Origin of the sequence: Pseudonocardia autotrophica (genome assembly GCF_003945385.1) — a bacterium.
Taxonomy (GTDB): Bacteria; Actinomycetota; Actinomycetes; order Mycobacteriales; family Pseudonocardiaceae; genus Pseudonocardia; species Pseudonocardia autotrophica.
In genome coordinates, this window is sequence record NZ_AP018920.1 from 5,299,923 (window position 1) to 5,325,960 (window position 26,038).

Here is a 26,038-nt window from a genome sequence, read left to right on the forward strand (position 1 = left end):
CCGTCCCTCGAAACGGATGACCCTCATGCCGAACACCCCCCGCAACGCTCCTGCCGAGGTGCGCGCGGTCGTCGCGGAGATCCGACCGGAAGCGACCGGCGTCGTGTCCGTACGCCTGGAACCCGCCGCCGGCGACAAGATGCCCGCCTGGGAGCCGGGTGCGCACATCGATCTGGTGCTCGGCCCCGACCTCGAGCGGCAGTACTCGCTCTGCGGCGACCCCACCGACCTGCGCAGCTGGCGGATCGGGGTGCTGCGCGAGCCGGCGAGCCGCGGTGGTTCGGCGCACGTCCACGAGAAGCTGGTCGTGGGCGACGAGGTGCTCTGCCGCGGCCCCCGCAACAACTTCGCCCTCGATGCCGCCGAGGAGTACCTCTTCATCGCCGGCGGCATCGGGATCACGCCGATCCTGCCGATGATCCGCGCCTGTGCAGCCGAGCGGAAACCCTGGCGGCTCGTCTACGGCGGGCGGACCGAGGCCTCGATGGCGTTCCGCACCGAGCTCGATGCCCACGGTGACCTGGTCACCGTCTGGCCGCAGGACGAGAAGGGCCTGCTCGACCTCGGCGGGCTGCTCGCCACCCCGTCGCCCGGCACACAGATCTACTGCTGCGGACCCGGCGCCCTGCTCGACGCCGTCGAGGAGCGCTGCGCGACCTGGCCGGTCGGCGCGCTGCACCTCGAACGGTTCCGCCCCAAGGACGGCGCGCTGGACGGCGAGAACTCCACGTTCGAGGTCGTCCTGGACCACTCCGACATCAGCATCACCGTGACCGCGGACCAGACCGTCGCCGAGGCCATCGAGGCCGCCGGGGTCGACGTACCCACCTCGTGCCGCGAAGGCACCTGCGGCACCTGCGAGACCGTCGTCCTGGAGGGCGACCCCGACCACCGCGACTCCTTCCTGACCGCTCAGGAGAAGGCCTCGAACGAGGTCATGATGGTCTGCTGCTCGCGCTCGCACTCCGACCGGCTCGTCCTCGACCTGTGACCCCTCCCCGGGGCACCGACATGATCGGAGCACATCCATGAGCGAGAAGCCGACCGGCTCGGCCGTCGTCGTCGGGGGCGCGCGGGGCATCGGCCTCGCCGCCGTCGGGCTCGCCACCTCGCACGTCGCCGCGATGACCGTGCTGGACCTCCCGGAAACGGCTCCGCAGGTGACGGAGGCGTTCCCCGGTGCGCGCTACCTGCAGGCGGACGTGCTGGACCGGGCATCCCTGGAGAAGGGATTCGCCCTCGCCGCCGAGAGCGGACCGGTGACCGCGGTGTTCGTCCCGGCGGGCATCACCCTGCCCACGCCGCTGCTGGAGGTCACCCAGGAGGACGCCCAGCGTTGCCTCATGATCAACATCATGGGGTCGATCAACGCGATCCAGGCGGCGGCGCCGCACCTCGCCGCCGGTGCGTCGATCGTGCTGTGCGCATCGGTCGCCGCCTACACCGGCGGCGGATACGTGGGCGGCCCCGTGTACGGCGCCTCCAAGGCCGGGGTGATCGGCCTGACCAAGGGGGCCGCCCGCGAGCTCGCCGACCGGCAGATCCGCGTCAACTGCATCGCACCGGGCTGCACCTCCACCTCGATGATCGGCGACGATCCCGAGGTCATCGCGACGCTCTCGGAGCGCGCGCTGGTCGGCAGGCTCGCGGCGCCGGAGGAGATCGCGCAGGCCGCGCTGTACCTGTGGTCCTCGGCCTCCTCGTTCATGACCGGCGCGGTGCTCGACGTCAACGGCGGCATCCGGCTCTGATCGGGCCCGACATCCGTTCCCGCCATCTCCCAGGAGTGCATCCATGTCCCCCACCCCACATCTGACCGGCTGGGCCCACAGCCGGTTCGGCCGCTCCGAGCTCCCCGACGTCGAGGCGCTGATGGCCGAGGTCTCCCTCGCCGCGGTATGCGATGCCGGTCTCGAACCGGCCGACGTCGACGCGGTCTCCGTCGGCGTGTTCGGCACCGACACCACCCGCCAGCGGTTCGACGCCGCCCTGGTCGGCACCGGCGCCCCCGAACTGGCCGGCACCCGTGCGGTGCGTTCGGAGAACGCCTGCGCCACCGGCAGCGCCGCGCTCTACGCAGCCCTGGACATGGTCGAGGCGGGCCGGGCGCGGGCAGTCCTCGTCGTCGGCGCCGAGAAGATGACCAGGACACCCGGCCCGGAGGTCACCGAGACGCTCCTCGGCGCCGCCTACCTCCCGGTCGAGGGAGAGTTCGGCAGTTTCCCCGCGGTATTCGCCTGGCTCGCCGCCCGGTACGCCGAGCGCTACGGCGACCCGCGCGAGACGCTGTCGCGGATCGCGGCGAAGAACCACCGCAACGGGGTCGCCAACCCGTTCGCGCACCTGCGACGCGACCTGGGCCTCGAGTTCTGCTCGACGGTCTCCGAGCGCAATCCCGTCGTCGCCGATCCACTGCTGCGGACGGACTGCTCGATGGTCTCCGACGGCGCGGCGGCCGTCGTCGTCAGCTCGCCCGATCTCGCCGCCGGTGCCCGGCGCGCGGTGCGGGTCCGGGCCCGCGTCCAGGCCAACGACCCGATGCCGATCGTGTCGCGGCCCGATCCGCTCGCGCTCGCCGGCGCCGGCCGGGCCTTCCGGGCCGCGCTCGCCGAGGCGGGCGCCGGGCTCGACGATCTCGACCTGATCGAGACCCACGACTGCTTCACCGTGGCCGAGATGCTGCAGTACGAGGCGTTCGGGCTGGCCGAGCCGGGGAAGGCCTCGACCGTGCTGACCGAGGGCCGGACCGAACCCGGCGGGGTGCTCCCGGTCAACGTCTCGGGCGGGCTGAAGGCCAAGGGACACCCGATCGGCGCGACCGGGGTGTCCCAGCACGTGCTGGCGGCGATGCAGCTCGTCGGGGAGGCCGGCGACATGCAGCTCCCCCGGGCCGAACGGGCCGCGGTGTTCAACATGGGCGGCGCCGCGGTGGCCAACTACGCGACGGTCCTGGAGGGCACCCGATGACGACGCCGCGGGTCCGCGCCGTGAACGTCGCGGAGATGCTGTCCCAGACCGCCCGCCGGCTTCCCGACGCCACCGCCGTGGTGTACGGCGGCACCCGCTGGACGTGGCGCGAGCTCGACGAGGGCGCCGGCCGGGTCTGCGCCGCGCTGCGCCGCGCGGGCGCGCGGACCGGCGACTGCGTGCTGCTGCACGGGCACAACCACCCCGAGTACATCCAGGCCCTCTACGGCGCCTGGCGGGCCGGTGCAGCCGTCGCTCCCACCAACGTGCGTCTGACCCCGGCCGACGTCACCGTGATCGCCGACGTCTGCCGCCCGGTGGCGATGATCGCCTCGTCCGGCACGGAGGCCCACGTCGACGCCGTCCGCGCGACGACCGGCCTGCCGGCCGGGACACTGTGGATCGGCGATCACCAGGGCCCGGACGCCGTCGCCGCGCTGCCGGCCGCCGCCGACGGCGAGGCCGCGACCGCCCGGGTCGAGGCCGGGGCGCACGCCTGGTACTTCTTCACCTCCGGTACGAGCGGCTCGCCCAAGGCGGCGATCCTGACCCATGACCAGCTCGGGTTCGTGACCACCAACCACGCCGCCGACCTCATGCCGGGGCTGTCCGAGGCCGACGTGTCACTGGCGGTGGCGCCGCTCTCGCACGGCGCCGGGGTGCACCTGCTGCCGCAGGTCGCCCGCGGCGCGGCGACGGTGATCCCCACCTCGCCCGGCCTGCGTCCCGAAGAGGTGTGGGAGCTGGTCGAGCGGGAGCGGGTGACCAACATGTTCACCGTCCCCACGATCCTGAAGACCCTCGCCGAGCACCCGGCCGCCGGGACCGTCGACCACTCCTCGCTGCGGCACGTCGTCTACGCCGGCGCGCCGATGCTCAACGCCGACCGGGACACCGCACTCGACGCACTCGGCCCGGTACTCGTGCAGTACTACGGCCTGGGCGAGGTGACCGGCAACATCACGGTGCTGCCGCCGCAGGACCACCGCAGGCCGCAGCCCGACGGGGTCGATGTCGGCACCTGCGGCAGGCCGCGTACCGGCATGCAGATCGCCGTGGTCGACTCCGACGGCACCGAGCTCGGGCCGGGCGGCATCGGCGAGATCTGCGTCGCCGGCCCGGCGGTCTGCGCCGGCTACCTCGGCAACGAGGCGGCGACCGCGGCGGCCTTCGACGGTGGCTGGTTCCACACCGGCGACCTCGGGATGATCGACGGGCACGGCTACCTCTACATCACCGGCCGGGCCTCGGACATGTACATCTCGGGCGGGTCGAACATCCATCCCCGCGACATCGAGGAGAAGCTCGTCGCCCACCCGGCGGTCGCCGAGGCCGCCGTACTGGGGATGCCGCACCCCCGGTGGGGCGAGATCGGGGTGGCCATCTGGGTGCCCCGGCCCGGAGCCGACGCCGACGAGGCCGAGCTGCTCAGCTGGCTCGAACCGCGGTTGGCCCGGTACAAGCTGCCCAAGCAGTTGATCCGCTGGTCGGAGCTGCCGAAGTCCGGGTACGGGAAGGTCGTCAAACGGACCATCCGGGAGGAGCTCACGTCGTCGGGATGGACCGCCCCGGCCTGACGAAGACCGGTCACCTGCCCGGCGCGGAGCGTGTCAGGCGAGGTGCGCGGGCACGCGGAAGTCGCCCGTCCGGAACGGTCCTCCCCGGATGATGGTCTGCCGCCCCTCCTGGATCTGGTAGATCAGCTGCGGCTGTGCCAGCGACGGGTCGCCGTGGTCCTCGACGCCCAGCGCGGCCTGCCCCGGGGTGTCGAAGTTGTAGGTGCCGTTCACCCCGCGGTAGGGCTCAGCGCGCAGGTGGGCCGCGATGCCGTCGGCGTCGGCGATGTCGCCGCAGGAGCTCCACGCCCGGGCGATGCGCTGTACCCGGTCATAGGCGAGCCCGGCGTGCGAGCGCCCCGGGACCACGCCGAACCGGTCGGTGTAGCGGCGGGCGAAGGCCCGGCCGGTCCGGTCGGAGTAGGTACCGGTGGTGGTGGCCCACACGACGCCCTCGGCCAGGGGACCGAGCCGGTGCCGGAACGACGGCACCGATGGCGCGTAGATCGCGTACGGCAGCGCCGAGGACTCCAGCTCGTGCAGCGCCGAGACGGCCTGCACGGCGTCGTCGACGAAGAAGCTGCCGATCATGACCGCCGCAGCCGGTGTGCGGACGGCTGCCGCCACCGCCCGCGCCCAACCGTCACCCCCGCCCGCCCGGACGACCGGGACGACGTCGAGCTCCCAGCCGTCCGCGGCGGCGACGGCGCGGGCCCGCTCGATACCGAAGTCCACTCCGTGCCAGTTCCGCACCACCATCGCCAGCCGATCGGCCCGAGGATGCCACGGGCCCCGGTCCCGCAGCGACGTCATGAACGAGACGAAACGCGGGGCGTACTCGGTGTCGCTGGCGCACACCTGGAAGATCCGGCTGAACCGGGCAGGATCGTCGCGCACCATCCGTTCCATCGCGCCGCTGGTCGCCGCGTGCAGATACGGCACGCCCGCGACCGCAGCCATCTCGTGGCCGATCTCCTGCCCCGAGAGGTAGCCGGAGGTGAGGACGTCGACGCCGTCGCCCAGCAACGACGCGAAGGCGGTCCGGACCGAGGCGGAGCTGGTCACCTCGACGTCGTGCACCCGGGCGCGGACCCGGCGCCCGCGCACCCCACCCGTCGCGTTGATCTCCTCGATCGCCAGCCGCAGCCCGTTGACCATCTCCCGGCCGTCGTCGCTGCCGGTGCCCGACAAAGGCAGCGCGGCGCCGACGACGAGCTCGCGCGGCGAGCGCTGCGAGCGCGGTGCTCGCGGGCGGGGCACGGCCGGGGCGGTCCCGTCCTGCGCCGCGGCCGCCACCAGCCGTCCGATCGACAGCTCGGCGTAGCGTTCCACGCGCCCCGGCAGCGGGACGCAGAGCAGGCCCGCGTCCAGGGCGCAGGTGGCCGCGGCCGTACGGGTCGGGGTCCCGAGCTTCTGCATCAGGTGGGTGATGTGGGTGGCGGCGGTGCGCTGCGTGATGCCGAGCTCGTCGGCGATCTCCGCGTTCGACGGGCCCGAGACGAGCATCGTCAGCACCTCGAGCTCCCGCGTTCCGCAGCTGATGGCCCGATCTGGACACACGGTGCGGTATCGTCCCAGGTCAGTGTGTCGTAGTAGGCCTGATACCGGCAGAAGTCCTGGACACACGTTCGATAGATGTTCGAATCGTTGAACTGCTGGTATTCGTGTATCGTCTGGACACGTGCACGTACGGGTGGCGACACGGCGAAACAAGGACGGCGCAGCCGTGCGGTACCTGCAGTTGACGCACAACGAGTGGGACCCGGCCACGAAGACGTCCCGGCCGAAGGTGCTGCACAGCTTCGGCCGCGAGGACCAGCTCGACCGCGACGCCATCAAGCGCCTGGTCGCGTCGCTCTCCCGGCTACTCGATCCGGCCACCGCCCTGCGGACATCGTCCGGTGCCGATCCGGGGGATCTGGCGTTCACCTCGTCGCGCCCGGTCGGCGGCACGCTGGTACTCGATGCGCTGTGGCGCCGGCTCGGGATCGACACCGTCATGGCACGGCTGCTGGACGGGTGCAAGCGTGACCCGCGCACCGAGCGGGTGCTGTTCGCGCTGGTCGCGAACCGGGCACTGGAACCGGGCTCGAAGCTGGCCGCCGCCGGGTGGATCAACCGGCGCTGCCACATCGACGGCCTGCCCGAGACCAGCGACGATGCCTGCTACCGGGCGATGGACTGGCTGCTCGAGATCGCACCGGATCTGGAGCGGGAGGTGTTCTGGCAGGTCGCCACGCTGCTCGATCACGAGGTTGACCTGCTGTTCTTCGACACCACCTCCACCTATTTCGAGACCGAAGGCCCCGACGACCCAGTCGCCCGGGACGCCCACGGCCGCCCGGTCCCCGACCTGGCCGGCGACCCGGCCAGCGGCCCGGTCGGCGACGACGGCACCGGCACGGCCGGTGGGGACACCGCAGGCGACCCGGTGGGGTTCCGGACCTACGGCAAGTCGAAGGACTCCCGCGACGACCTGCCCCAGGTCGTGATCGGCATGGCCGTCACCAGGGCCGGGATCCCGGTCCGGGTGTGGTGCTGGCCGGGCAACACCACCGACTCCGCCCTGATCCGCCAGGCCCGCGCCGACATGCGGGACTGGACCCTGGCCCGGGTCATGTGGGTCGCCGACCGCGGCTTTTCTTCCGCCCAGAACCGCCGGGAGCTGCGCCGCGGCGGCGGGCACTACATCATCGGCGAGAAGCTGCGTTCCGGCTCCGCGGAGGCCACCGCGGCGCTGTCCCGACCGGGCCGCTACCAGCATGTTCGGGACAACCTGCAGGTCAAAGAGGTACGGATCGCCGACGATGAGCGGTTCGTGCTCTGCTTCAACCCCGAACAGGCCGAGCGTGACGCCGCGCTGCGCGAGGTCATGACCGGCAAGCTGGCCGCGCTGATCGCCGCCAGCGACCGGCTGACCGCCGAGAAACGGGCCGAGCTGCGGGGACGGATCTCCACCATGCCCGGGCTGAACCGGTACCTGCGCACCACACCCGGCGGGCTGCTCCGCGTCGACAAGAAGAAGGTCACCAGCGAGACACACCTGGACGGGAAGTACCTGCTGCGCTGCTCGGACCCCACCATCTCGGCCGAGGACATCGCGCTGGGCTACAAGCAGCTCCTGCAGGTCGAACGCGGCTGGCGAGACATGAAGACCACCCTCGAGTTGCGCCCGGTCTATCACCGACTCGAGGACCGGATCCGCGCCCACGTCATCCTCTGCTGGCTCGCGCTGCTGCTGGTCCGGATCGTCGAGACCACCACCGGGCGCACCTGGAACCAGGTCCGCGACGACCTGCAAGAACTCCACGTCGGCACCTTCGAAGGCCCCGCCGGCACCTTCCGGCAACGCACCGAGCTCACCACCACCCAGCGCGACATCCTGGGCAAGCTCGTCGTCAACGCACCGAAGAAGATCATCGAACTCGGCCCGCCTGCAACGTCCTGACCAGCACGAACACCACCGCCTGGACACACGCCTGTCCGGGCGGCTTCTCGCGTTCCCGCAGGTCACACCCTAGATTCCGTGTCCAGGCTCAACACCAGCTGCGGAACCCGGGGAGCTCGCGCGGGGACAATCCCGCCGGGAGGTGATCGACGAGGTCACCGCTGAGCTCGACGTGGTCGAAGCCGAGGTCGGTGCGGGCCACCAGTGAGACCCGGCAGAGCCGGCCCGGGGACGGTGCCCGCCAGTGGAAGCGGCACTCCGGTATGCCCGTGCGCCACAGGGCGACGGCGAGGCGGCGCAGCTCTGCGGGCACGTCGGAGTGACTGCCGCGGTCGCACAGCCCGAGTCGTCCGTCGGTGCGGACCTGCACGGTGAAGGCGGCACCCGACCAGGCCGGGCGGGCTCGCGGGAAACCGGACGACGTCATCGCCTCACCTCTTCCCGGCACCCGGCAACGCCGCGGGCACTCCTCGTGTCCCCGTCGAGCATGCCCCATTCATGCGCATCCGACGACGGTACGTACATCTGACGATGGCAGTTGGGCACGCGGTTCCTAGCTTCGTCACCGCCGGCCGAGCGCGCCGGATCCGTGATCGGCCGACGGGATCGGCCGGGTCGAAGGAGCCATCATGGGACACCTGCAACTGCCCCCGGGCAAGAAGATCGCCGTCAACCTCGGGACCGACTTCGACGCCCAGTGCCTCTGGCTCGGGGCGTTCAACCGGCCCTCGCCCGCGTCGATGTCGCGCGGCGAGTTCGGCGCCGAGGTCGGCGTGCCGCGCCTGCTGTCGCTGTACAAGCGCTACGGCGTGCGCACGACCTGGTTCACGCCGGGGCACTCGATCGACACCTTCCCCGAATGGTGCAAGAAGATCCTCGACGACGGCCACGAGTTCGGCCACCACGGCTACTACCACGAGAACCCGACCATGATCTCCGGCGACACCGAGCGCCGCCTGGTCGATCTCGCGTTCCAGACCTTCAAGAAGGTGCTGGGCGTCCGGCCGGTCGGCTACCGGTCGCCGTACTGGGATTACAGCGAGTCCACCCTGGACATCATCGAGGAAGCCGGACTGATCTACGACACCAGCCTGATGGGCCGGGACTTCCATCCATACCACCCGCAGCGCTGGCAGGTCCGCTGGGAGCAGGGCAACGTCGCCGGCCGCGCGAGCAAGGTCCTCGAGATCCCGGTGAACTGGTACCTCGACGACTTCCCGCCGCTGGCCTACACCGGCGCCCAGGCCGGTATGCAGGACTCGAACACGATCTACAACCGGTGGAAGGACATCTTCGACTACGCCTACGCCAACGAGACGAACCCGGTCTATGCGACCTGCGTCCACCCCCAGATCATCGGCCAGGCGCACCACATGCTCTGGTACGAGCGGCTGGTCGAGTACATCAGCGGGCACGAGGGTGTCTGGTTCGCGACGATCGAGGAGATCGCCCGCGCCTGGGTCGACGACGAGACCGACCAGGCCAAGTTCGCGCTCCCCGACGTGCGCGGCGTCGAGCCCGCACCCGCCGACTCCGGTTGGGCCTGACCGGTGACCGCGTCCCCGATCGGCTCGCTCCCGCTGTCCGGGCTCGACGGCGAGGTCGAGATCGTCCTCGACCGCTGGGGCGTCCCGCACATCTACGCCGGAACCCGGCACGACGCCTACCTCGCGCAGGGGTTCCAGGCCGCCCGCGACCGGCTGTTCCAGATCGACCTGTGGCGTCGTCGCGGGCTCGGCCTACTCTCGGAGGTCTTCGGCACCCGCTTCCTCGCCCAGGACCGAGCGACCCGACTGTTCCTCTACCGCGGCGACATGCGGGCGGAGTGGCTGGCCTACGGCAACGCCACCCGGGACGTCGTGACCGCGTTCGTGTCCGGTGTGAACGCCTTCGTCGGCTGGGCCATGGAGGCTCCGGACGAGCGGCTCCCGCCGGAGTTCCACGCGCTCGGCCACCAGCCCGCGCGCTGGGAGCCCGACGACGTCGTCCGTATCCGTACCCACGGTCTGCTCTACAACGCCGAGCAGGAGCTGGCCCGGGCCCTGACCGTGCGCGACCTCGGTCCGGCGGCCGAGGAGCTCCGGTCGGTGCGCGAACCGCACACCGACCTCGCGGTACCCGACGCCGCGGCGCTGACCCACCTGTCCGACGATGTGCTCGACGTGTACCGGCTGGCCTTCGCCCCGGTCGACTTCACCGGCCTGGCCGGCGCCGCACCGCCGGCGACCGCGCCGTCGGGCAGCAACAACTGGGTGGTCGCACCGGATCGGACGGCCACCGGCCGGCCGGTGCTGGCGAACGACCCGCACCGGGCTGTGACCGTGCCGTCGCTGCGCTACCTGACCCATCTCGAGGCGCCGGGGATGAGCGTCATCGGTGCCGGTGAGCCGAACCTGCCGGGCGTTTCGATCGGTCACAACGGGCGGGTCGCCTTCGGCCTGACGATCTGGCCCGTCGACCACGAGGACCTCTACGTCTACGAGCTCCACCCCGACGACGACACCCGGTACCGCCACCGCGACAACTGGGAACGCTTCACCGCGGTCGAGGAGCGCACGGCCGTCGCCGGTGGCGCGGAGGAGACCCTGCACCTCGCCTACACCCGGCACGGCCCGGTGATCCACCTCGACCCGGCGACCCGGACCGCCGTCGCGGTGCGCGCCGTCTGGCTCGAGCCGGGGATGGCGCCGTATCTGGCCAGCCTGGAGTACCAGGACGTCGAGGACGTCGACGGATTCCGGCGCGCCCTGCGCCGCTGGGGCGCGCCCGGCGTCAACCAGGTCTTCGCCGACGCGACCGGCGACATCGGGTGGCAGGGCTGCGGACTCGTCCCCCGCCGGCCCGGCTGGGACGGCGCGCTGCCGGTGCCCGGTGACGGCCGCTTCGAGTGGGACGGGTTCCTCCCGCTCGAGGAGCTGCCCGGGGTCCGCAATCCGGAGGCGGGGTGGTTCTCGACGTCGAACGAGGAGAACCTGCCCGAGGGTTTCGACAACGACCGGTCGACGATCACCACGGACTGGTACTCGCACGCCCGGCACGAACGCCTGTCCGGCTGGCTCGACGGTGACGAACCGGTCGACGTCGAGGGCAGCGTCCGTATGCAGGGCGACGCCGTGAACACCCACGGCCGGCGGCTGCTCGACCGGCTGCGTCCGCTCACCGGCGGCGGGATGCGACAGGAGCAGGAGTGGGTGGCGCTCCAGGGCTGGGACGGCGTCGAGTCGACGACCTCCCGCCCCACCCTGGTCTTCCAGATCTGGGTCCGCCGGCACCTGCGGCCCTGGCTCGTCGACCGCTGCCTGGGGCGGCTCGGGATCGGCGCGGAGCGTGCCGCGGCCGCACGGCACCGGCTGCTGCGCGCCGACACCCTGTTCTCCGATCTGCGCCCGGACCTGCGGATGGTCGAGATGTTCGATCTCGCCGACGAGGCCGACGCCGACCTCGTCCGGGCCGGGGTGGACGAGACCCTCGGCGCAGCGCTGGCCGAGCTCGCCACCCTCCTCGGCGGCGACCCGGCCGGGTGGACGTGGGGGGATCTGCACCGCACCGAGTTGCGGCACGCGGTGTTCACCCATGCTCCCGATGCCCCGGAGCGGTGGCGGTCGCTGCCCTCCGTGGCACGGCCGGGCAGCGGCGACACGGTCGGGCTGACCGGGCACGACCCGTCGTTCAACGCCGTGATGGGCAGCAGCTTCCGCGTCGCGGTCGACGTGGGGGAGTGGGACTCGACCCGAGTGCTGAACTCGCCCGGTCAGTCGGGGGACCCGCGTTCTCCGCACTACGCCGACCAGCTCGAGATGTGGGGCGAGGGCGGGGCCTTCCCACTCGCCTACACCCGCGCGGCCGTGGAGGACGCGGCCGTGAGCCGGCTGGTGCTGACGCCGGGGACGGACGGGCGGCGCCGCTGAACGACGGCCGGCCGGGACCGCGGCCGGCCGTCATCGCCCTGCCCCGGCCGGAGGTGCTCGTACTCGACGGACGTGCGCCCGGCCGTCAGATCACCGCCGAGTAGCCACCGTCGACCACCAGCGAGGCACCGGTGACATAGCTCGCCAGGTCACTGCCGAGCCACACCACCGCATCGGCGATCTCGGACGGGCGGCCCTTGCGGCCGAGCGGGATGCGGATCGGCGAACCACCCGCCATCTCGACCCGCAGCATCTCGGTGTCCACCTGTCCGGGGAGCACCACGTTGGCCCGGATACCTTGCGGTGCAACCGCATCGGCCAGGGCGTAGGTGAACGTCCGGACGGCGCCCTTGGACGCCGAGTAGGTGGACGCCATGGCGAATCCCCGCATCCCCCCGACCGAGGAGATGTTCACGATCGATCCGGCCCGCCCACCGTCGATCATCGAGCGGGCCGCGGCCTGCGCCCCGAAGATGGTGCCCTCCACGTTGACCGCCATCACCCGCCGCAGCCGGGCGACGTCGATGTCGAGCAGCGCGATCCGGTCGCTGATCCCCGCGACGTTGACCATCAGATCCACCCCGCCGACGTCGTCGGCCACGGCCATCAGCCGGGCCAGGGCGGCCGGGTCGGTGACGTCGGTCGGGCAGTGGGTGACCGGGATCCCCGTGGCGGCGACCAGCTCGGCGGTCGACGGGCCGGCGTCGCGGCCGTGCTCGGCGATGTCGCCGATCACCACGGCGGCGGCGCCCTCCTCGGCGGCGCGCACGCAGGTCGCCCGTCCGATCCCGCTGGCCCCGCCGGTGACGACGACGACCTTGCCGGTCAGCAGCCCGTGGCCGTCGCTCATCCGGTGGCCGCCGCGGTGGCGGGCTCGTCGAGGGTGACGGCGGTGGTCATCGTGCCGACGCCGGAGATGGTGGTCACCAGGGTCTCGCCGGGCCGGATGCGCCCCACCCCGGGAGGCGCACCGGTGAAGATCAGGTCACCGGGGTTCAGGGTCATGACCGTCGAGGCGTAGGCGACGATCCGCTCGACCGGGGTGATCAGGTCACGGGTGTTGACCTGCTGCCGGACCTGCCCGTCGACGGTCATCGTGATGTCCAGGGCCTCCCCGTCGAAGTCGTCGTCGAGCACCCGCACGACCGGCCCCAGTGGGCTGAAGGTGTCGTAGCTCTTGCGCCGCGAGCGGTCGGCCGGGCTGCGCACCGTGATGTCGAGCCCGGCCGTGACACCGAAGATCGCGGCGCGGGCCTGCTCCACCGGGATGTCGCGGCCACCGCGGCCGACCACCACGACGAGCTCGGACTCGTGATGGATCTCGGTGCCCGCGGCCACCAGGTCGGCGGGCAGCCGTACCGGCCCGGACGGTCCGGTCAGCGACGACGGCGACTTGAGGAAGATGTCGAACTCCATCATCCAGCTCTGCACGGCGCCCAGCGTCCGCTCCTGCACCGCGTGCATCTCGGCGACGTGGTCGGCGTAGTTGCTGGCGGCAGCGATGATCTTGCTGGGGGCGAGTGCTGCGGAGTCCAGACGGACCTCGTGCAGCGGGTACCGGGTCCCGGTGTCGACGGCGTCGACCACCGCCGAGCGGAGAGCGGGCCAGTCCCGGCACAGGGCCCGCCACCAGCCCGCGGTGAGCGGATCCCGGTCGTGGGCGCCGACGGCGTCGGAGACGTCGACGACGACCGGCTCCCCCGCGTGGCCGGTCGACTCGTCGAGCACGACCCCGAGCCGGAAACCGTTGAACAGTGCGAGCTTCATCGCGGCGTGTCCTGTCGTCGACGGGAGCCGGCCCAGCCGGCGGACGGGCCGACGCTAGCCGGGCATCCGCGATGAACTCCAAGTTCCGTAAGGAACCTGGTGATCACCTGGGATCATCACCCACCTGATCACCTGTGGTGATCAGGTGGGTGATACTGAGCATCATCGACCCCCTTCGACGCGTCTAGTGTGACGTCGACGACGAGCCGGAGGAGTACACGTTGACCGAGGTCGAGAGCACCCGGAGGGTGGTCGACGGGCACGGGATCCGGCTGGTGACCGCTGGTTCCGGTCCGCCGCTGGTGTACCTCCACGGCCTGGGTGACACCGGCGCGCTGCTGCCCGTCCTCGCCGGCCTCGCCCGGACCGGCACCCGCACGGTGATCCGCCCCGACCACCCCGGGTTCCTCGACAGCGACCCCTTCGCCGGTGATTCGGTGCGCGAGCTCGCCGCCGTGCACGTCGCCCTGCTCGGCGATCTCGCCCTCGGCCCGGTCGATCTGGTCGGATGCTCGTTCGGCGGGTGGATCGCCGCGGAGGTCGCCCTCTCGGCTCCCGGGTCGGTGCGCACGCTGACCCTGATCGACCCGGCGGGCCTGCCCGGCGACGGCAGCGCACCCAACGCCTTCAGCACCGATCCCGCGCTGATGCTGGATCTCACGGTGCACGATCCCGCTCGCCGGGCCGCGCTGCGGGCGACCCCGCCCGACGAGCGGGTCGCCCGTGGCCTGGCCCGCAGCCGGGACACCGCGCGGCGGCTCGCCGAGGACCCGTACATGTGCGATCCGACCCTGGCCTCCCGGCTGGCCTCGCTGCGCATGCCCGTTCAGCTGTTCTGGGGCGCCGAGGACGGCGTCATCCCGGTCGGTTACGCGCTCGACTGGCAGCGTGCGCTGCCGGCGGACACCCGGGTGGAGATCATCGACGAGGCCGGGCACCTGCCGCACGTCGAGCGGCCCGACGAGTTCCTCGCCCGCTTCGCCCCGGTGGCCGTCTGATGGAACTCCGACACCTGCGCTACTTCGTCGCCGTGGCCCAGACGCTGCACTACCGCAAGGCCGCCGAACGCCTGCACATCGTGCAGCCCGCGCTGAGCAAGCAGATCTCGGCGCTGGAAGGTGAGCTGGGGGTGCAGCTGCTCGAACGCGACCGACGGCACGTGGCACTCACCGATGCCGGCAGCGCCTTCCTGCACGAGGCGATCGCCGTGCTCGCCCAGGCCGACGTGGCCAAGGCCCGGGCGGTCGCCGTCAGCAAGGGCGAGATCGGCCAACTGTCGGTCGGCTTCATCCAACCGGCGCTGGCCGATCTGTTGCCGCGCGCCCTGCGGCGGTTCCGCCGCGAGTATCCGGGCGTCCGCATCCGGCTGACCGAACTGACCAACCGGGGTGCGGCGGAACAGGTCTCGGACCGGACCGTGCACTGCGCGTTCGTCCGTCTCCCGGTCGACCTGCGTGGCGCGCTCACCGCCGAACCGATCTCGCAGCAGGACGTCTCACTCGCCGTCCCGGACAGCCACCCCCTCGCCGCGCAGGAGTCGGTCGACATCCGGGAGCTGGCCGGTGAGGAGCTCATCCTGATCGACCGGCAGGTCGAACCGCAGCTGCACGACTACTACACGTCGCTGTGCAACGAAGCCGGCTTCAGCCCCGACATCGCACACACGGTGAACTCCACCTGGGTCGCGCTCGGGCTGGTCGCCGGCGGCCTGGGGGTCGCCTTCGCGCCGTCGTCGGCCAAGCTCGTCGGCCAGCAGGGGGTGGCCTACCGGCCGCTCGTGGGAGCAACCCCCCGGCTCAACATCGGCCTGCTCTGGGACGACAAGGCCTGTCCCGAGGTACTGGCCAATTTCCTTCGGATGCGCTCGTGGGAGGCACGACCATGACCGATGAACTCGGACCCTCCGATCCCCGCACCCTGTTCGACGTGGCAGGTCGCGGTGCGGTGGTCACCGGCGCCGCCGACGGCCTCGGCTTCGCCATGGCCCGGGTGCTGGCCCGCAACCGGGCCCGGGTGATGCTGGTCGACACCGACGCCGACGTGCTGGCCACGGCCACCGAGCGGCTCCTCGCCGAGGACCTGGCCGTGCGGTCCGCGGTCGCCGACGTCCGTGATGCCGCCGCGATCGACGACGTGATGACCCGGACCGCCGGCTGGGACGGCGGGCTCGACATCGTGATCGCCAACGCGGGCATCTCCTCCGGGCTCGGGCGCCGCTTCGGCAACGGGCTCGACACGGTCGACCCGGAGCGCTGGCGCGCCGTGCTCGACGTCAACCTGACCGGGGTGCTGCACACGCTCCGGGCGGGCGCGTCGCGGATGAACTCCGGGGGCCGCATCGTGATCACCGGTTCCGTCGCAGGCCTGGACACCGATCCGCTGGTCGGTTACGCCTACTCCAGTTCCAAGGCGGCGACGACGCTGCTGGCCCGCAACGTCGCCGACGAGCTCGCGCCCCGCGGGATCTGCGTCAACGTCATCGCGCCCGGCTCGTTCCGCACCTCGATCGGTAGCCGCAACCCCGGCAACGGGCAGATGCTGGAGGAGCTCACACGGGCCACCGCGATCGGCCGGATGGCCGATCCGGCCGAGATCGAGGGTCTGACCCTGCTGCTCACCTCGCCGGCCGCGGGGCACATCACCGGCGCCGTGTACACCATCGACGGTGGCGTGGGGGTGGCCCGAAGGTGACCCGCACCGGACCGGAACCGACGCCGTCGGAACCGTTATCACGTAATAGCTTGTGGGTGGTTCCGAGCCCGCACCCGCGCACTAACCTGGGCGGGGTACGGAGGCCGACGCACCACGGACGCCACCGAGGATCCCGCCCCGAGCCCCGCAGCGACGCGATCCGTTCTCCCGCCGGGCCACGGATGACCATCCACATGCGGCCCCCGGTCTCCTGACCATCCCCGGCCGGGCCGAACGACGGTCCGGAGCGACCGACCCGGGCGAGCGCCGGCAGCAGAGCCGGACCGATCGCCGGCACCACCCTCCCGATGACGTGAAGGGAACTCACGATGGCACGAACCCTCCCCGGGACCGTCGCCGCCCTGGTGGCGGCCGCGGCCCTGGTCGCCGGTTGCTCCGGTGGCTCCACCGGAGCGGACGACTCCGCGGCCGGCACCGACGGCAGCACCACGGTGACGCTGGCGGTGAACCCCTCCGCCCAGACGGCGCCGCTGTTCCTGGGCATCCAGGACGGGATCTTCGCCCGACACGGCCTGGACATCGAGGTGGTGCCGCAGACCGACGTCGCCGCCATCATCTCCGGTGTCGCCAGCGGACAGTACGACTTCGGCTTCGCCACCGTGGTCCACGTGATCAACTCCAACATCAACGGCATCCCGATCCGTGCGGTGGCGACGGTGGAGGGCCAGCAGAAGGCGGCCGAGGACCCCGAGGAGGGCAACGCTCTGGTGGCCGGCCCCGGCACGGGCATCAGCTCGGCCGGTGACCTTGGCGGCAAGACCCTCGGCGTGATCGGCCTGTCCTCGCTCAACACCCTGGCCGCCTGGGACATGGCGGCGAAGCAGGGTGTCGACCCGGCAAGCATCGAGCTGGTCCAGCTGCCGTTCGGGCAGATGGCGGCCGCGCTGGCCGCCGGCGACGTCGACGCCGCGGTCATCCAGGCCCCGTTCATCGCCGACGCCGTCGAGCGGGGAGCGACGATCATCGGCAAGCCGAACGTCGAGACCTTCCCCGACATGGCCGTCGGCCTGTTCACCAGCAGCCAGAACTACATCGACTCCAACGAGGCCCAGGTCCAGGCGTTCTCCACCGCCATGGTCGAGGCCCAGGAGTACGCGACGGCCAACATCGACAAGGCCAAGCTGACGCTGGTGGACAACCTCGGCATCACCCCCGAGGCCGCCGAGGCGGCGAAGTGGAACACCGACAGCAACCCGCACGTCAACGTCGAGGGTTTCGCCACGGCCCAGGAGCTGCTCAAGAAGTACGCCGGGGAGACCGGCGAGGTCGATGTGACGACGCTGGTGTGGCCGGGAGCCCTGGCACCCGAACAGGAGTGACCCGGTGGTGACGGCGCCCGGGCCCGCATGACGCGGAGCCCGCGGCGCCGTCACCGATCCGCGGACCGACGAAGGAGTGAACGGCAATGGATGCGAAGGTGCGCCGCGCGGCCCTGGGGCTGTCCCCGGTGCTTGCGGTCCTCGCGGTGCTCGGGCTCTGGCAGGCCGTCACCACCGGCGGGCTGTTCACCGCCGACCAGTTCCCGACAATGACCGACACGCTCGCCGCGCTGGCCTCGGCCGTCGGCACCGAGGCCTACTGGGAGTCGGTGCTGGCGACCCTGCAGTCGTGGTCGCTCGGACTCCTGATCGCCTCGGTGCTTGCGCTGCTCGTCGGGTCCGCACTGGCCTTCAACGACTTCGCCTTCCGCAGCGCGGCCGGCGTGATCGAGGTGTTCAAGGCCATCCCGGCGATCGCGATCCTGCCCCTGGTGATCATGGTCCTCGGCTCCACCCTGGAGATGAAGGTCTTCCTCGTCGCCTTCGGTGTGTTCTGGCCGCTGGTCATCCAGGTCATCTACGGCGTCCGCTCGATGGACCCCACCGTGCTGTACACCGCGCGGGCGCTCGGCATCCGGGGCCCGCGCCGGTTCGTGAGCGTCACCGTCCCCAGCGCGGCCCCCTACATCGCGACCGGCCTGCGGATCGCGTCGGCCTCGGCGCTGATCCTGTCGGTGGTCGCCGAGCTCGTCGGCGGGGCCGCGGGCATCGGACGGAACATCCTGCGCGCCCAGAACGGCGGGACCAGTGCCTATCCCGTGATGTACGCCTACATCATCACCGCCGGGCTCATCGGCATCGTGCTGACCGGCGCCTTCTTCCTGCTCGAACGCCGCGTCATGCACTGGCACGAGTCGCAGCGCAACCGTCGTGCCAACGACCGGAGGGTCCTGCGATGACCGACACCCTCGCCCCATCGTCACCGGCCACGGTCACCCCGCCCTCCCCCAGCCGCACGCGCCGCCGGCGTCGCACGGCCCGGGTGCTCACCGCGGTCTGGGCGCCACTGGCGCTGCTCGCCCTGTGGTGGGTGCTCTCGGCGTCCAGCACCTCACCGTTCTTCCCGCCGCTGAGCCGGATCCTCACGCTCTGGTGGGAGGAATGGGTGTTCGGGCCGGCGACGGCGCAGCTGGCGCCGAGCATCCGCAACCTGCTGCTGGGCTACCTGCTGGGCGCCGGGATCGGCGTCGTCGCCGGAACCGTGCTGTGGCGGTTCCGCTCGACCCGGGTGGCGGCCAACCCGCTCGTGTACTTCCTGTACGTGCTGCCCGCTCCGGCTCTGCTGCCCGCGCTGATGGCACTGTTCGGCGTCGGCGAGACCCGGCAGATCGCCCTCATCGCGTTCGGCGCGATCTGGCCGACCCTGCTCAACACCCTCGACGGGATGCGCGGCATCGACGAGGTCAAGTTCGACACCGCGCGGGCCATGCGCCTCGGCCGGGGACAGACGCTGTTCCAGCTGGTGCTGCCGGCCGCCGCCCCGCAGATGGCGGCGGGCCTGCGGGCCAGCCTGCAGACCTCGATCATCCTGATGGTCGTCAGCGAGATGGTCGGTGCCCGCCAGGGCATCGGCTACTACATCCTGCAGGCGCAGACGGTGTTCGCGGTGCCCAAGATGTGGACCGGCATCATCATGCTGGCCATCGTGGGCACCACCGTCAACCTGCTGTTCGTGGTGCTGGAGCGCCGGATCCTGGCCTGGCACCACCGTTCCCGCGCCCTCGGGAGCTCCTGAGTGCCATCCCGTACCCAGCCCCCAGCCACGGAGCAACCGGAGGACCACGTGAGCACCACCTCCCACCGGACCGGAACGCAGTCCCCGACGACGCGTGGGTCCGCCACCGCCCCGGCCGGACCCGCCGCCGGCGATGCCGTGTTGTCGGTGTCCGGCCTGCGCAAGATCTACGACGCGGGCCGCCCCGAGGCCAAGGTCGCCATCGACGACGTCAGCTTCCGGGTGGAGAAGGGCGAGTTCGTCTGCATCGTCGGCCCCTCCGGCGCCGGCAAGACGACCCTGCTGCGCTGCATCTCGGGGCTGGCCCCCGCCACCTCGGGTGACCTGCACTTCGAAGGCGCCCGGCTGACCGAGGTCCCGGCCCAGCTCGGCCTGGTCTTCCAGGACTACGGCCGGTCGCTGTACCCGTGGTTCACCAACGCCAAGAACATCGCCATGCCGCTGGCCGCCCGTGGCATGCCCCGGGCCGAGCGGGCCCAGCGGGTCACCGAGGTGCTGACCTCCGTCGGGCTCGGGCACGTCGAGAAGCAGTACCCCTGGCAGCTGTCCGGCGGCATGCAGCAGCGGGTCGCCATCGCGCGGGCGCTGTCCTACCGGCCCGATCTGCTGCTGATGGACGAGCCGTTCGCCTCCGTCGACGCACAGACCCGGTTCGACCTGGAGGACCTCATCCTGCAGGTGCGCCGCGAGATGGGCATCACCGTGGTGCTGGTGACCCACGACATCGACGAGGCGATCTACCTCGCCGACCGCATCGTCGTGCTGTCCGGTTCACCGTCGCGGGTGCGTGAGATCGTCGACGTGCCGCTGGGCCGCGACCGCGAGCAGATCGCCACCCGGGCCAGCGACGAGTTCCTCGAGCTGCGCCGGTACCTGCTCGATCTCGTCATGCCGCAGAGCCGATGAGCGGGCCGGCCGAGCCGGCCGTCGCGGCGGTGCACCCGGCGACTGCGCCCCCGGCAACTGTGGCCCCGACGACCGTGCCCCCGGCGACAACCGTCGTCGAGCAGCTGGCCGACGCGCTGGTCGCGCTCGGCTGCGACCGGCTGTTCACCCTGATGGGAGCCGGCAACCTGTGGCTGGTCCACCATCTCGACCTCCGCCACGGCACACCGGTGCACCACCTGCGGCACGAGAACGGCGCGGTCGGTGCGGCCGACGGGCTCGCCAGGGCCACCGGCCGCGTCGGCTGGTGCACGGTGACGCAGGGGCCGGGCTTCACCAACACGATCACCGCCCTGCTCACCGCGGACCGGGGCCGGGTCCCGATGATTCTGCTGGTCAGCGACACCTCGAACCTGGACCCGCAGCGGTTCCCGTTCGCCGGTGGGGTGCAGGCCCTCGCTCCCGAGACGATTCTGGGCCCGCTGGGGATCACCACCGTGCGCACCAGCGGCCCGGACGCCGTGCAGCGGCTGTACGACGCCCACCGGATCGCGACCGAGCAGTCCCGCACGGTGGTCTACGTGATGCCCGCCGGGCTGGACCAGCTGCCCGCGGCGGCCGTCGGGCCCGTCCCCGGCCCGCCCCCCGCCACGCCGATGGAGGCGACCGGGAGCGAGATCGCCCGCGCCGCGTCCGCCGTCCTGAACAGCAGATATCCGGTCGTCGTGGCGGGCCGGGGAGCGGTCGCGGCCGGTGCCCGGATCGCCGAGCTCGCCGAGCTGCTCGGCGCCCCGGTCGCGACCACCGTCCCGGCATCCGGGGTGCTGGGCGAGCATCCGGCCGTGATCGGGCCCTTCGGCGGCTTCTCGATCGGACGGACCGAGGAGCTCGTCGCGCGGTCGGACTGCCTGATCGTGATCGGGGTCGCCCTGGACGCGTTCCAGACCCGCAAGGGCGCGTTCGTGACCGGCCGGACGATCGTCCGTATCGACACCGACCCGCGCCCGGTCGACGGTGCGGCGCTGACCGTCCCGCTGCCCGGCGACGCCGCCGCGGTGACCGAACGGCTGGTCGCGGAACTACGGGATCGCGGCGCCCCGCCACGCACCCCCGAGCCTCCGCTGCGGCCCGAGCCGATCACCGACGACGTCTCGGTGCCCGGGGCGCTCGACCCGCGGTCGCTGTGCCGCCGGCTCGATCCGGTGCTGCCGGCGGCGCGCCGGGTGGTCGTCGACAACGGGCACTTCGGTGCCTTCCCGGTGCTGTACCTGACCCACCGGGAGCCACGGTCGCTGATCTGGATGCCCGACTTCGGGGCGGTCGGCAGCTCGCTGGCCGCCGCCTACGCCTCCGCCGTGGCCGATCCCGATCGCACCACCGTGCTGTTCATCGGCGACTGCGGGCTGTTCATGACCCTCGGCGACCTGGAGACCGCGGTGCGGGAACGGGTTCCGCTGGTGGTGGTGTGTCTCAACGACGGTGCCGCCGGGTCCGAGCTGGTCCACATGAAGGACTGGGGTTGTCCCCCGGACCAGGCGATCTTCGGCTATCACGACATCGCCGCGCTGGCCACGGGGATGGGGGCGCAGGGCCGGTCGGTGCGCGAGGTGGGCGACGAGGCCGCTGCGTTCGCGTCCTGGGACCCGGCCCGGGGCCCGCTCGTGCTGGACTGCCACATCTCCCGGCAGGTCCGCAGTCCGCTCTACGACCACGTGTGACGGGTGCCCGGGGCCGACCTCACGATCGGCCCCGGCCCCGGACGCACGCCAGCGCCGGGGTCCGGCCTCATGTCACCGCCGGGGCCCGGCCTCATGTCACCGCCGGGGCCCGGCCTCATGTCACCGCCGGGGCCCGGCCTCATGTCGCCACCGGGGCCCGGCCTCATGTCACCACCGGGGCCCGGCCTCATGTCACCACCGGGGCCCGGTCCGGCGCCAGGAACGTCTTGCCCGCGAACGGGTCCGTCCCGGACGCCATGGCCGTGAAGACCGCGCCGCCGTCGGTGAGCGGCAGCACCCGTGCCTCGGGCACCTCCACCCGGCCGGTGGCCAGGAGGTCCAGGGCCTTGCGGTAGCTGTCGTCGGTGAACGTGTTGGCGCCCTGCACGACGATCTCCCGGCGCACCACGTCGAACCATCCGATCGCGCTCTCGTCGGCGCCCAGACCGACCGCGACGACGGTGCCGCCGCCGGCACAGGCGTCGACGGCGGCCCGCCGGGTGGCGGGCACACCGACCACGTCGAACACGGTGTCGAAGGAGCGCCGGGGCAGGTCGTCGGTGGCCGCGACGACGGTGGCGCCCCAGCGCAGCGCCGCGTCCCGGCGGCGGGGATCCGGGTCGACCACCGTGACAGCCGACGGCTCGGCCCACTGCAGCGCCTGCACGATCCAGGCCCCGATCGAGCCAGCACCGATCACCAGGGTGTTGCCCAGCGGTCCGTGCCGCCGGGCCAGCTCGACGTCGTGACAGGCCTGGGCCAGCGGCTCGACGCCCGCGGCGGTCTCGTAGGAGAGCCCGTCGGGCAGCTTGTGCAGCGCCGTCACCGGCACGGCGACCAGCTCGGCGAAGGCACCGGCCCGGTGCACACCGATGATCTCGAGGTCCGGGCAGCAGGAGCTCCGTCCGGCCCGGCAGCGGTCGCAGGTCCCGCACACCAGCACGGGATTGACCGCCACCCGCTCCCCGGCCCGCCAGCCGTCGGCCCCGCCGGCGAGCACGCCCGCGAACTCGTGCCCCCGGACGGCGCCGGGACGGCTGATCCCCATCAGTCCCTTGTGGGCGGTGACGTCGGATCCACAGATGCCGGCCCGGTGGACCTGCACCAGCACCTCACCCGGGCCGGGCGTGGGTTCCGGCACGTCACCGTGCTCGTGCCGATGGGGGCCGTGCCAGATCAGGGCCTGCATGAGGGCCTCCGGATTCGGAAGTGGTTCCGCAGCCGAGGACGCCGGCGGCGGCATGGAGGGGGATGCACACCGGTCTACCCGACGGTCGGATCCCGACCAAGGTCGGCGTCATAACCAATCGGTGTCACCACCGGGCCAAGTCCTATCACCGGATCCTGTCGGGGACCGCGGCCCGCGGATAGCTTCGAGAAGCCACCACCGCACGCCACCGTGCCGTCACCGAGGAGCAGCAGATGACTGAGCTTGCCGACCGGCAGCTGACCGCCGCCGATTCGACCCCGACGGGGCCGGACGTGCGCGCGGCGGTCGCCGGCCTGCACGACCTCGTCGACAGTCACGGCGCCGACAACGACGCGAACGGCCGGATCGCCGAGCCGGTCGTCGAGCAGCTGTACGCGTCCGGTGCCGTGTACGCGCTGGCCCCCCGGGCACTCGGCGGCGGCGAGCTCCGGCCCCGCGAGCTGATGGACGTCTACCGCACGCTCTCCTACGCCGACCCGTCCACCGGCTGGGTGACGATGGCCCTGGCGCTGTCCACCGGGCTGGCAGGCGCGTTCTTCCCGGCGGAGTCGGCTGCCGAGCTGTTCTCGACACCGCGGCTGGGGATCGCCGGGCAGGGCACCCGGGCCGGCAAGGCCGAGCCGGTGGACGGCGGCTACCGGATCAGCGGCCAGTGGTCGTTCGCCTCCGGGATCAAGCACGCGACGCATCTGCACACCGCGGCCGCCGACACCCGCACCGGCGAGGTGCGGTTCTTCATCGTGCCGGTCGAGGAGGTCACCTTCATCGAGAACTGGGACGTGCTGGGCCTGCGTGGCACCGGGAGCATCGACTACACCCTGTCCGGGACGTTCGTCCCCACCGAGCGCAGCTACCCGTCGCTGAGCACCGCCCCGGTCACCGGTGGATCGCTGTACACGATCGGGATCGGCAACTTCGCGAGCATCAACCACGGGGCCTGGGCCCTGGGCACCGGGCGGCGGCTGCTGGACGAGCTGGCCGCGGCGGTCCGGGCCAAGTCGGGCCGGCCCGGCTCCCCCGGCGAGAGCCCGGCCTTCCACGGCCAGTACGCGGACGCGGAGCTCAAGCTCCGGTCCGCGCACGCCCTGCTCTACGAGGTCTGGGAGGAGATCGAGGAGCAGGTGTACGCGGGCCGGCCGATGGGCATCCGGCTGGAGACCCTGAACCGGGCCGCCCTGCACAACGCCACCTGGCGGCTGCAGGAGGTGGCCGCCTTCGCCTACGCGTCCGGTGGCACCGACGCCCTGCGGTCCGGGACCCTGCAGCGCCTGTTCCGCGACGTCCAGGGCGGGACGCAGCACATCTCGTCGTCCCCGGCGATCCTGCAGTCCGCCGGGCGCCAGCTCGCCGGGCTGGCCGAGGGGCAGCGCTGGGTGCACTTCCAGCTGGCCTGACCGGCCTCGTCACCGCCGGGAGCCCCCGGACCGTCCACCGACGGTCCGGGGGCTCGCCGCTATCCGGCGACGATGCGGTTGCGCAGCTCGCCGATGCCCGGCACAGCGACCCGCACCTCGTCGCCCGCCTTCAGGTAGACCTGCGGGTTGCGGGCCCGCCCCACCCCGCCCGGGGTGCCGGTGAGGATCAGGTCTCCCGGCTGCAGCGTCATCATGGTCGAGATGTAGGACACCAGGTGCGCGGGATCGAAGACCAGATCGGCGATCGCGTGGTCCTGGACGGTCTCGTCGTTGACGGTGGTGGCCAGCCGCGCCACTGCGGTGTCGATCTCGTCGGCGGTCGCCAGCACCGGCCCGACCGGTGTCGAGGCCTCCCAGGCCTTCCCCTGCAGCCATTCCTTGGTACGCATCTGCCAGCCGCGCATCGAGATGTCGTTGGCCAGCGTGTACCCGGCGATGTGCGCGGCCGCGTCGGACTCGGCGATCCGCCGGCCACCGGTGCCGATGACGATGACGAGCTCGCCCTCCCAATCGAGCTCCGGGTCCTCCGGCACCGCCTCGATGTCGGCGTAGGGCGCGGTCAGGGTGCGCTCGAACTTCGCGAACAGCGTGGGGTGACCGGGCAGGTCGCGACCCATCTCCAGGATGTGCGAGCGGTAGTTCAACCCGACACAGACGATGGCGCCCGGGTGCGGCACCAGGGTCGTGACGGACGCGTCGGCCGCGGGGATCGCCGGGCCGTCGGCCGCGGCGGCGACGGTCTCCCAGCCGGGGTCGGCCAGCAGGGCGCCGACGTCGGCGAACCCGTCGATCAGCCGGTAGTGGTCGCCGTCCAGCCGGGCGGCGGACGTGCCCTGCGGCGTCGTCAGGGTGGCGAGCTTCATCGCTTCTCCGATCTCGGGCTCTCGAAACGAGCCGGTGGTGGGGTCGGGTGGATCCGGCCGGATCCACCCGGTCAGGCCAGGACGCGCCGCAGCAGCTCCTGGAGCCGGTCGCGTTCGGCGGTCGTGAGCCGCCCGGTCAAGGTGGTCTCCACGAGATCGACCCGGGGGCGGAGGGTCTCGTGGGCCGTGCGGCCCTGTTCGGTCAGGTGCAGGACGTTGCGCCGGCGGTCCTCGTCGGCGCGGACCCGTTCGACCAGTCCGTGCCGTTCCAGCCGGCCGACCAGGTCGGCGATCGTGGAACGGTCCAGGTCGAGGGCGTCCTGCAGGTCGCGCTGGCTCGCGCCGGGCCGGGCGGCCAACGTGGACAGCACACCGAACTGCACGCTGGAGATCTCCGACGACACCTGGCGCTGCCAGGCCGCGACGTGGGCCTGCTGGGCCCGCCGGATGAGGAATCCGGTGTAGGCATCCGGGCCCGTGTCCAGCAGCGGAGCGTCGGAGGAAGGCTGGTCCATCGCCTGATCCTCCGCCCTGC

Annotated in this window: 23 protein-coding genes; 16 read left to right on the plus strand and 7 right to left on the minus strand. The window is 72.1% G+C overall.

From position 1 onward, the window contains the following. Window positions 1-25 precede the first annotated feature (25 nt). From Pdca_RS24795 to Pdca_RS24810, 4 genes are read left to right on the plus strand one after another with little or no spacing between them, the layout of a single operon-like run. A complete protein-coding gene (locus Pdca_RS24795; RefSeq protein ID WP_085915651.1) occupies window positions 26-991 on the plus strand; it encodes a PDR/VanB family oxidoreductase in 966 nt (321 codons plus the stop codon). Between the two features lie 37 nt (window positions 992-1,028). After that, entirely contained in the window at window positions 1,029-1,751 is a 723-nt protein-coding gene (locus Pdca_RS24800; RefSeq protein ID WP_085915652.1) for an SDR family NAD(P)-dependent oxidoreductase, read from the plus strand. A gap of 43 nt (window positions 1,752-1,794) precedes the next feature. Further along, a complete protein-coding gene (locus Pdca_RS24805; RefSeq protein ID WP_085915653.1) occupies window positions 1,795-2,967 on the plus strand; it encodes a thiolase domain-containing protein in 1,173 nt (390 codons plus the stop codon). Further along, window positions 2,964-4,544 carry an AMP-binding protein gene (locus Pdca_RS24810; protein ID WP_085915654.1) on the plus strand — a complete coding sequence of 527 codons (1,581 nt, stop codon included), beginning with the start codon at window positions 2,964-2,966 and terminating at the stop codon, window positions 4,542-4,544. The genes Pdca_RS24805 and Pdca_RS24810 overlap by 4 nt, the downstream gene beginning before the upstream one ends. Before the next feature lie 33 nt (window positions 4,545-4,577). Here the strand turns inward: Pdca_RS24810 and Pdca_RS24815 are convergent, their stop codons facing one another. Continuing rightward, complete coding sequence (locus Pdca_RS24815) at window positions 4,578-6,293, minus strand: ABC transporter substrate-binding protein (protein WP_425048635.1); 1,716 nt, start codon at window positions 6,291-6,293, stop codon at window positions 4,578-4,580. On the opposite strand from Pdca_RS24815, the gene Pdca_RS24820 reads away from it, so the two are divergent. Then, window positions 6,205-7,971 carry an IS1634 family transposase gene (locus tag Pdca_RS24820; RefSeq protein ID WP_085916930.1) on the plus strand — a complete coding sequence of 589 codons (1,767 nt, stop codon included), beginning with the start codon at window positions 6,205-6,207 and terminating at the stop codon, window positions 7,969-7,971. The two genes, Pdca_RS24815 and Pdca_RS24820, sit on opposite strands and share 89 nt — an antisense overlap. A gap of 88 nt (window positions 7,972-8,059) precedes the next feature. Here the strand turns inward: Pdca_RS24820 and Pdca_RS24825 are convergent, their stop codons facing one another. Continuing rightward, the gene (locus tag Pdca_RS24825; RefSeq protein WP_125911543.1) at window positions 8,060-8,398 is read right to left on the minus strand and encodes a hypothetical protein; all 339 of its coding nucleotides are present in this window, start codon (window positions 8,396-8,398) and stop codon (window positions 8,060-8,062) included. Window positions 8,399-8,600: 202 nt separating this feature from the next. Here Pdca_RS24825 and Pdca_RS24830 point away from each other — a divergent pair, with 202 nt between their 5' ends. Further along, entirely contained in the window at window positions 8,601-9,518 is a 918-nt protein-coding gene (locus Pdca_RS24830; protein WP_085915877.1) for a polysaccharide deacetylase family protein, read from the plus strand. A 3-nt stretch (window positions 9,519-9,521) separates the two neighbouring features. Further along, the gene (locus Pdca_RS24835; protein WP_197719816.1) at window positions 9,522-11,879 is read left to right on the plus strand and encodes a penicillin acylase family protein; all 2,358 of its coding nucleotides are present in this window, start codon (window positions 9,522-9,524) and stop codon (window positions 11,877-11,879) included. 85 nt (window positions 11,880-11,964) lie between these two features. Here Pdca_RS24835 and Pdca_RS24840 read toward each other — a convergent pair whose 3' ends face one another. After that, complete coding sequence (locus Pdca_RS24840) at window positions 11,965-12,729, minus strand: SDR family NAD(P)-dependent oxidoreductase (RefSeq protein ID WP_085915878.1); 765 nt, start codon at window positions 12,727-12,729, stop codon at window positions 11,965-11,967. Next, window positions 12,726-13,646, minus strand: coding sequence for a fumarylacetoacetate hydrolase family protein (locus tag Pdca_RS24845; protein WP_085915879.1), 921 nt, complete (start codon window positions 13,644-13,646; stop codon window positions 12,726-12,728). The genes Pdca_RS24840 and Pdca_RS24845 overlap by 4 nt, the downstream gene beginning before the upstream one ends. A 221-nt stretch (window positions 13,647-13,867) precedes the next feature. On the opposite strand from Pdca_RS24845, the gene Pdca_RS24850 reads away from it, so the two are divergent. The 8 genes from Pdca_RS24850 to Pdca_RS24885 all read left to right on the plus strand — a co-directional run bounded on the left by Pdca_RS24850 (window position 13,868) and on the right by Pdca_RS24885 (window position 22,015). Next, the gene (locus tag Pdca_RS24850) at window positions 13,868-14,644 is read left to right on the plus strand and encodes an alpha/beta fold hydrolase (protein ID WP_085915880.1); all 777 of its coding nucleotides are present in this window, start codon (window positions 13,868-13,870) and stop codon (window positions 14,642-14,644) included. Beyond that, entirely contained in the window at window positions 14,644-15,531 is an 888-nt protein-coding gene (locus tag Pdca_RS24855) for a LysR substrate-binding domain-containing protein (RefSeq protein ID WP_085915881.1), read from the plus strand. Before Pdca_RS24850 ends, Pdca_RS24855 begins: the two co-directional genes overlap by 1 nt. Further along, a complete protein-coding gene (locus Pdca_RS24860) occupies window positions 15,528-16,337 on the plus strand; it encodes an SDR family NAD(P)-dependent oxidoreductase (protein WP_085915882.1) in 810 nt (269 codons plus the stop codon). The genes Pdca_RS24855 and Pdca_RS24860 overlap by 4 nt, the downstream gene beginning before the upstream one ends. 329 nt (window positions 16,338-16,666) lie before the next feature. After that, the gene (locus Pdca_RS24865) at window positions 16,667-17,677 is read left to right on the plus strand and encodes an ABC transporter substrate-binding protein (RefSeq protein WP_085915883.1); all 1,011 of its coding nucleotides are present in this window, start codon (window positions 16,667-16,669) and stop codon (window positions 17,675-17,677) included. Between the two features lie 86 nt (window positions 17,678-17,763). Beyond that, window positions 17,764-18,576 carry an ABC transporter permease gene (locus tag Pdca_RS24870; protein ID WP_085915884.1) on the plus strand — a complete coding sequence of 271 codons (813 nt, stop codon included), beginning with the start codon at window positions 17,764-17,766 and terminating at the stop codon, window positions 18,574-18,576. Further along, window positions 18,573-19,412, plus strand: a complete 840-nt coding sequence (locus Pdca_RS24875; RefSeq protein WP_085915885.1) for an ABC transporter permease — start codon at window positions 18,573-18,575, stop codon at window positions 19,410-19,412. The genes Pdca_RS24870 and Pdca_RS24875 overlap by 4 nt, the downstream gene beginning before the upstream one ends. Window positions 19,413-19,460: 48 nt before the next feature. Further along, on the plus strand, window positions 19,461-20,318 hold the full coding sequence (locus Pdca_RS24880; protein WP_232021179.1) for an ABC transporter ATP-binding protein: 858 nt from the start codon (window positions 19,461-19,463) through the stop codon (window positions 20,316-20,318). A gap of 74 nt (window positions 20,319-20,392) precedes the next feature. Next, entirely contained in the window at window positions 20,393-22,015 is a 1,623-nt protein-coding gene (locus Pdca_RS24885) for a thiamine pyrophosphate-binding protein (protein ID WP_158092313.1), read from the plus strand. A 187-nt stretch (window positions 22,016-22,202) separates the two neighbouring features. On the opposite strand, the gene Pdca_RS24895 is transcribed toward Pdca_RS24885, so the two are convergent. Then, window positions 22,203-23,204, minus strand: coding sequence for a zinc-dependent alcohol dehydrogenase (locus Pdca_RS24895; protein ID WP_158092314.1), 1,002 nt, complete (start codon window positions 23,202-23,204; stop codon window positions 22,203-22,205). A gap of 233 nt (window positions 23,205-23,437) precedes the next feature. On the opposite strand from Pdca_RS24895, the gene Pdca_RS24900 reads away from it, so the two are divergent. Beyond that, on the plus strand, window positions 23,438-24,619 hold the full coding sequence (locus Pdca_RS24900; protein WP_085915888.1) for an acyl-CoA dehydrogenase family protein: 1,182 nt from the start codon (window positions 23,438-23,440) through the stop codon (window positions 24,617-24,619). A gap of 59 nt (window positions 24,620-24,678) precedes the next feature. On the opposite strand, the gene Pdca_RS24905 is transcribed toward Pdca_RS24900, so the two are convergent. Both Pdca_RS24905 and Pdca_RS24910 read right to left on the minus strand, forming a co-directional pair. Continuing rightward, window positions 24,679-25,503 (minus strand): fumarylacetoacetate hydrolase family protein, encoded by an 825-nt coding sequence (locus Pdca_RS24905; protein ID WP_085915889.1) that lies wholly within the window; start codon window positions 25,501-25,503, stop codon window positions 24,679-24,681. Between the two features lie 71 nt (window positions 25,504-25,574). Then, the gene (locus Pdca_RS24910) at window positions 25,575-26,018 is read right to left on the minus strand and encodes a MarR family winged helix-turn-helix transcriptional regulator (RefSeq protein ID WP_085915921.1); all 444 of its coding nucleotides are present in this window, start codon (window positions 26,016-26,018) and stop codon (window positions 25,575-25,577) included. Window positions 26,019-26,038 lie beyond the last annotated feature (20 nt).

Coding starts and splice junctions, on each gene's coding strand:
- Pdca_RS24845 (WP_085915879.1), bottom strand. CDS start 13,646: ATGAAGCTCGCACTGTTCAACGGTTTCCGGCTCGGGGTCGTGCTCGAC.
- Pdca_RS24865 (WP_085915883.1), top strand. CDS start 16,667: ATGGCACGAACCCTCCCCGGGACCGTCGCCGCCCTGGTGGCGGCCGCG.
- Pdca_RS24800 (WP_085915652.1), top strand. CDS start 1,029: ATGAGCGAGAAGCCGACCGGCTCGGCCGTCGTCGTCGGGGGCGCGCGG.
- Pdca_RS24870 (WP_085915884.1), top strand. CDS start 17,764: ATGGATGCGAAGGTGCGCCGCGCGGCCCTGGGGCTGTCCCCGGTGCTT.
- Pdca_RS24860 (WP_085915882.1), top strand. CDS start 15,528: ATGACCGATGAACTCGGACCCTCCGATCCCCGCACCCTGTTCGACGTG.
- Pdca_RS24910 (WP_085915921.1), bottom strand. CDS start 26,018: ATGGACCAGCCTTCCTCCGACGCTCCGCTGCTGGACACGGGCCCGGAT.
- Pdca_RS24830 (WP_085915877.1), top strand. CDS start 8,601: ATGGGACACCTGCAACTGCCCCCGGGCAAGAAGATCGCCGTCAACCTC.
- Pdca_RS24795 (WP_085915651.1), top strand. CDS start 26: ATGCCGAACACCCCCCGCAACGCTCCTGCCGAGGTGCGCGCGGTCGTC.
- Pdca_RS24810 (WP_085915654.1), top strand. CDS start 2,964: ATGACGACGCCGCGGGTCCGCGCCGTGAACGTCGCGGAGATGCTGTCC.
- Pdca_RS24825 (WP_125911543.1), bottom strand. CDS start 8,398: ATGACGTCGTCCGGTTTCCCGCGAGCCCGCCCGGCCTGGTCGGGTGCC.
- Pdca_RS24905 (WP_085915889.1), bottom strand. CDS start 25,503: ATGAAGCTCGCCACCCTGACGACGCCGCAGGGCACGTCCGCCGCCCGG.
- Pdca_RS24900 (WP_085915888.1), top strand. CDS start 23,438: ATGACTGAGCTTGCCGACCGGCAGCTGACCGCCGCCGATTCGACCCCG.
- Pdca_RS24840 (WP_085915878.1), bottom strand. CDS start 12,729: ATGAGCGACGGCCACGGGCTGCTGACCGGCAAGGTCGTCGTCGTCACC.
- Pdca_RS24875 (WP_085915885.1), top strand. CDS start 18,573: ATGACCGACACCCTCGCCCCATCGTCACCGGCCACGGTCACCCCGCCC.
- Pdca_RS24855 (WP_085915881.1), top strand. CDS start 14,644: ATGGAACTCCGACACCTGCGCTACTTCGTCGCCGTGGCCCAGACGCTG.
- Pdca_RS24895 (WP_158092314.1), bottom strand. CDS start 23,204: ATGCAGGCCCTGATCTGGCACGGCCCCCATCGGCACGAGCACGGTGAC.
- Pdca_RS24805 (WP_085915653.1), top strand. CDS start 1,795: ATGTCCCCCACCCCACATCTGACCGGCTGGGCCCACAGCCGGTTCGGC.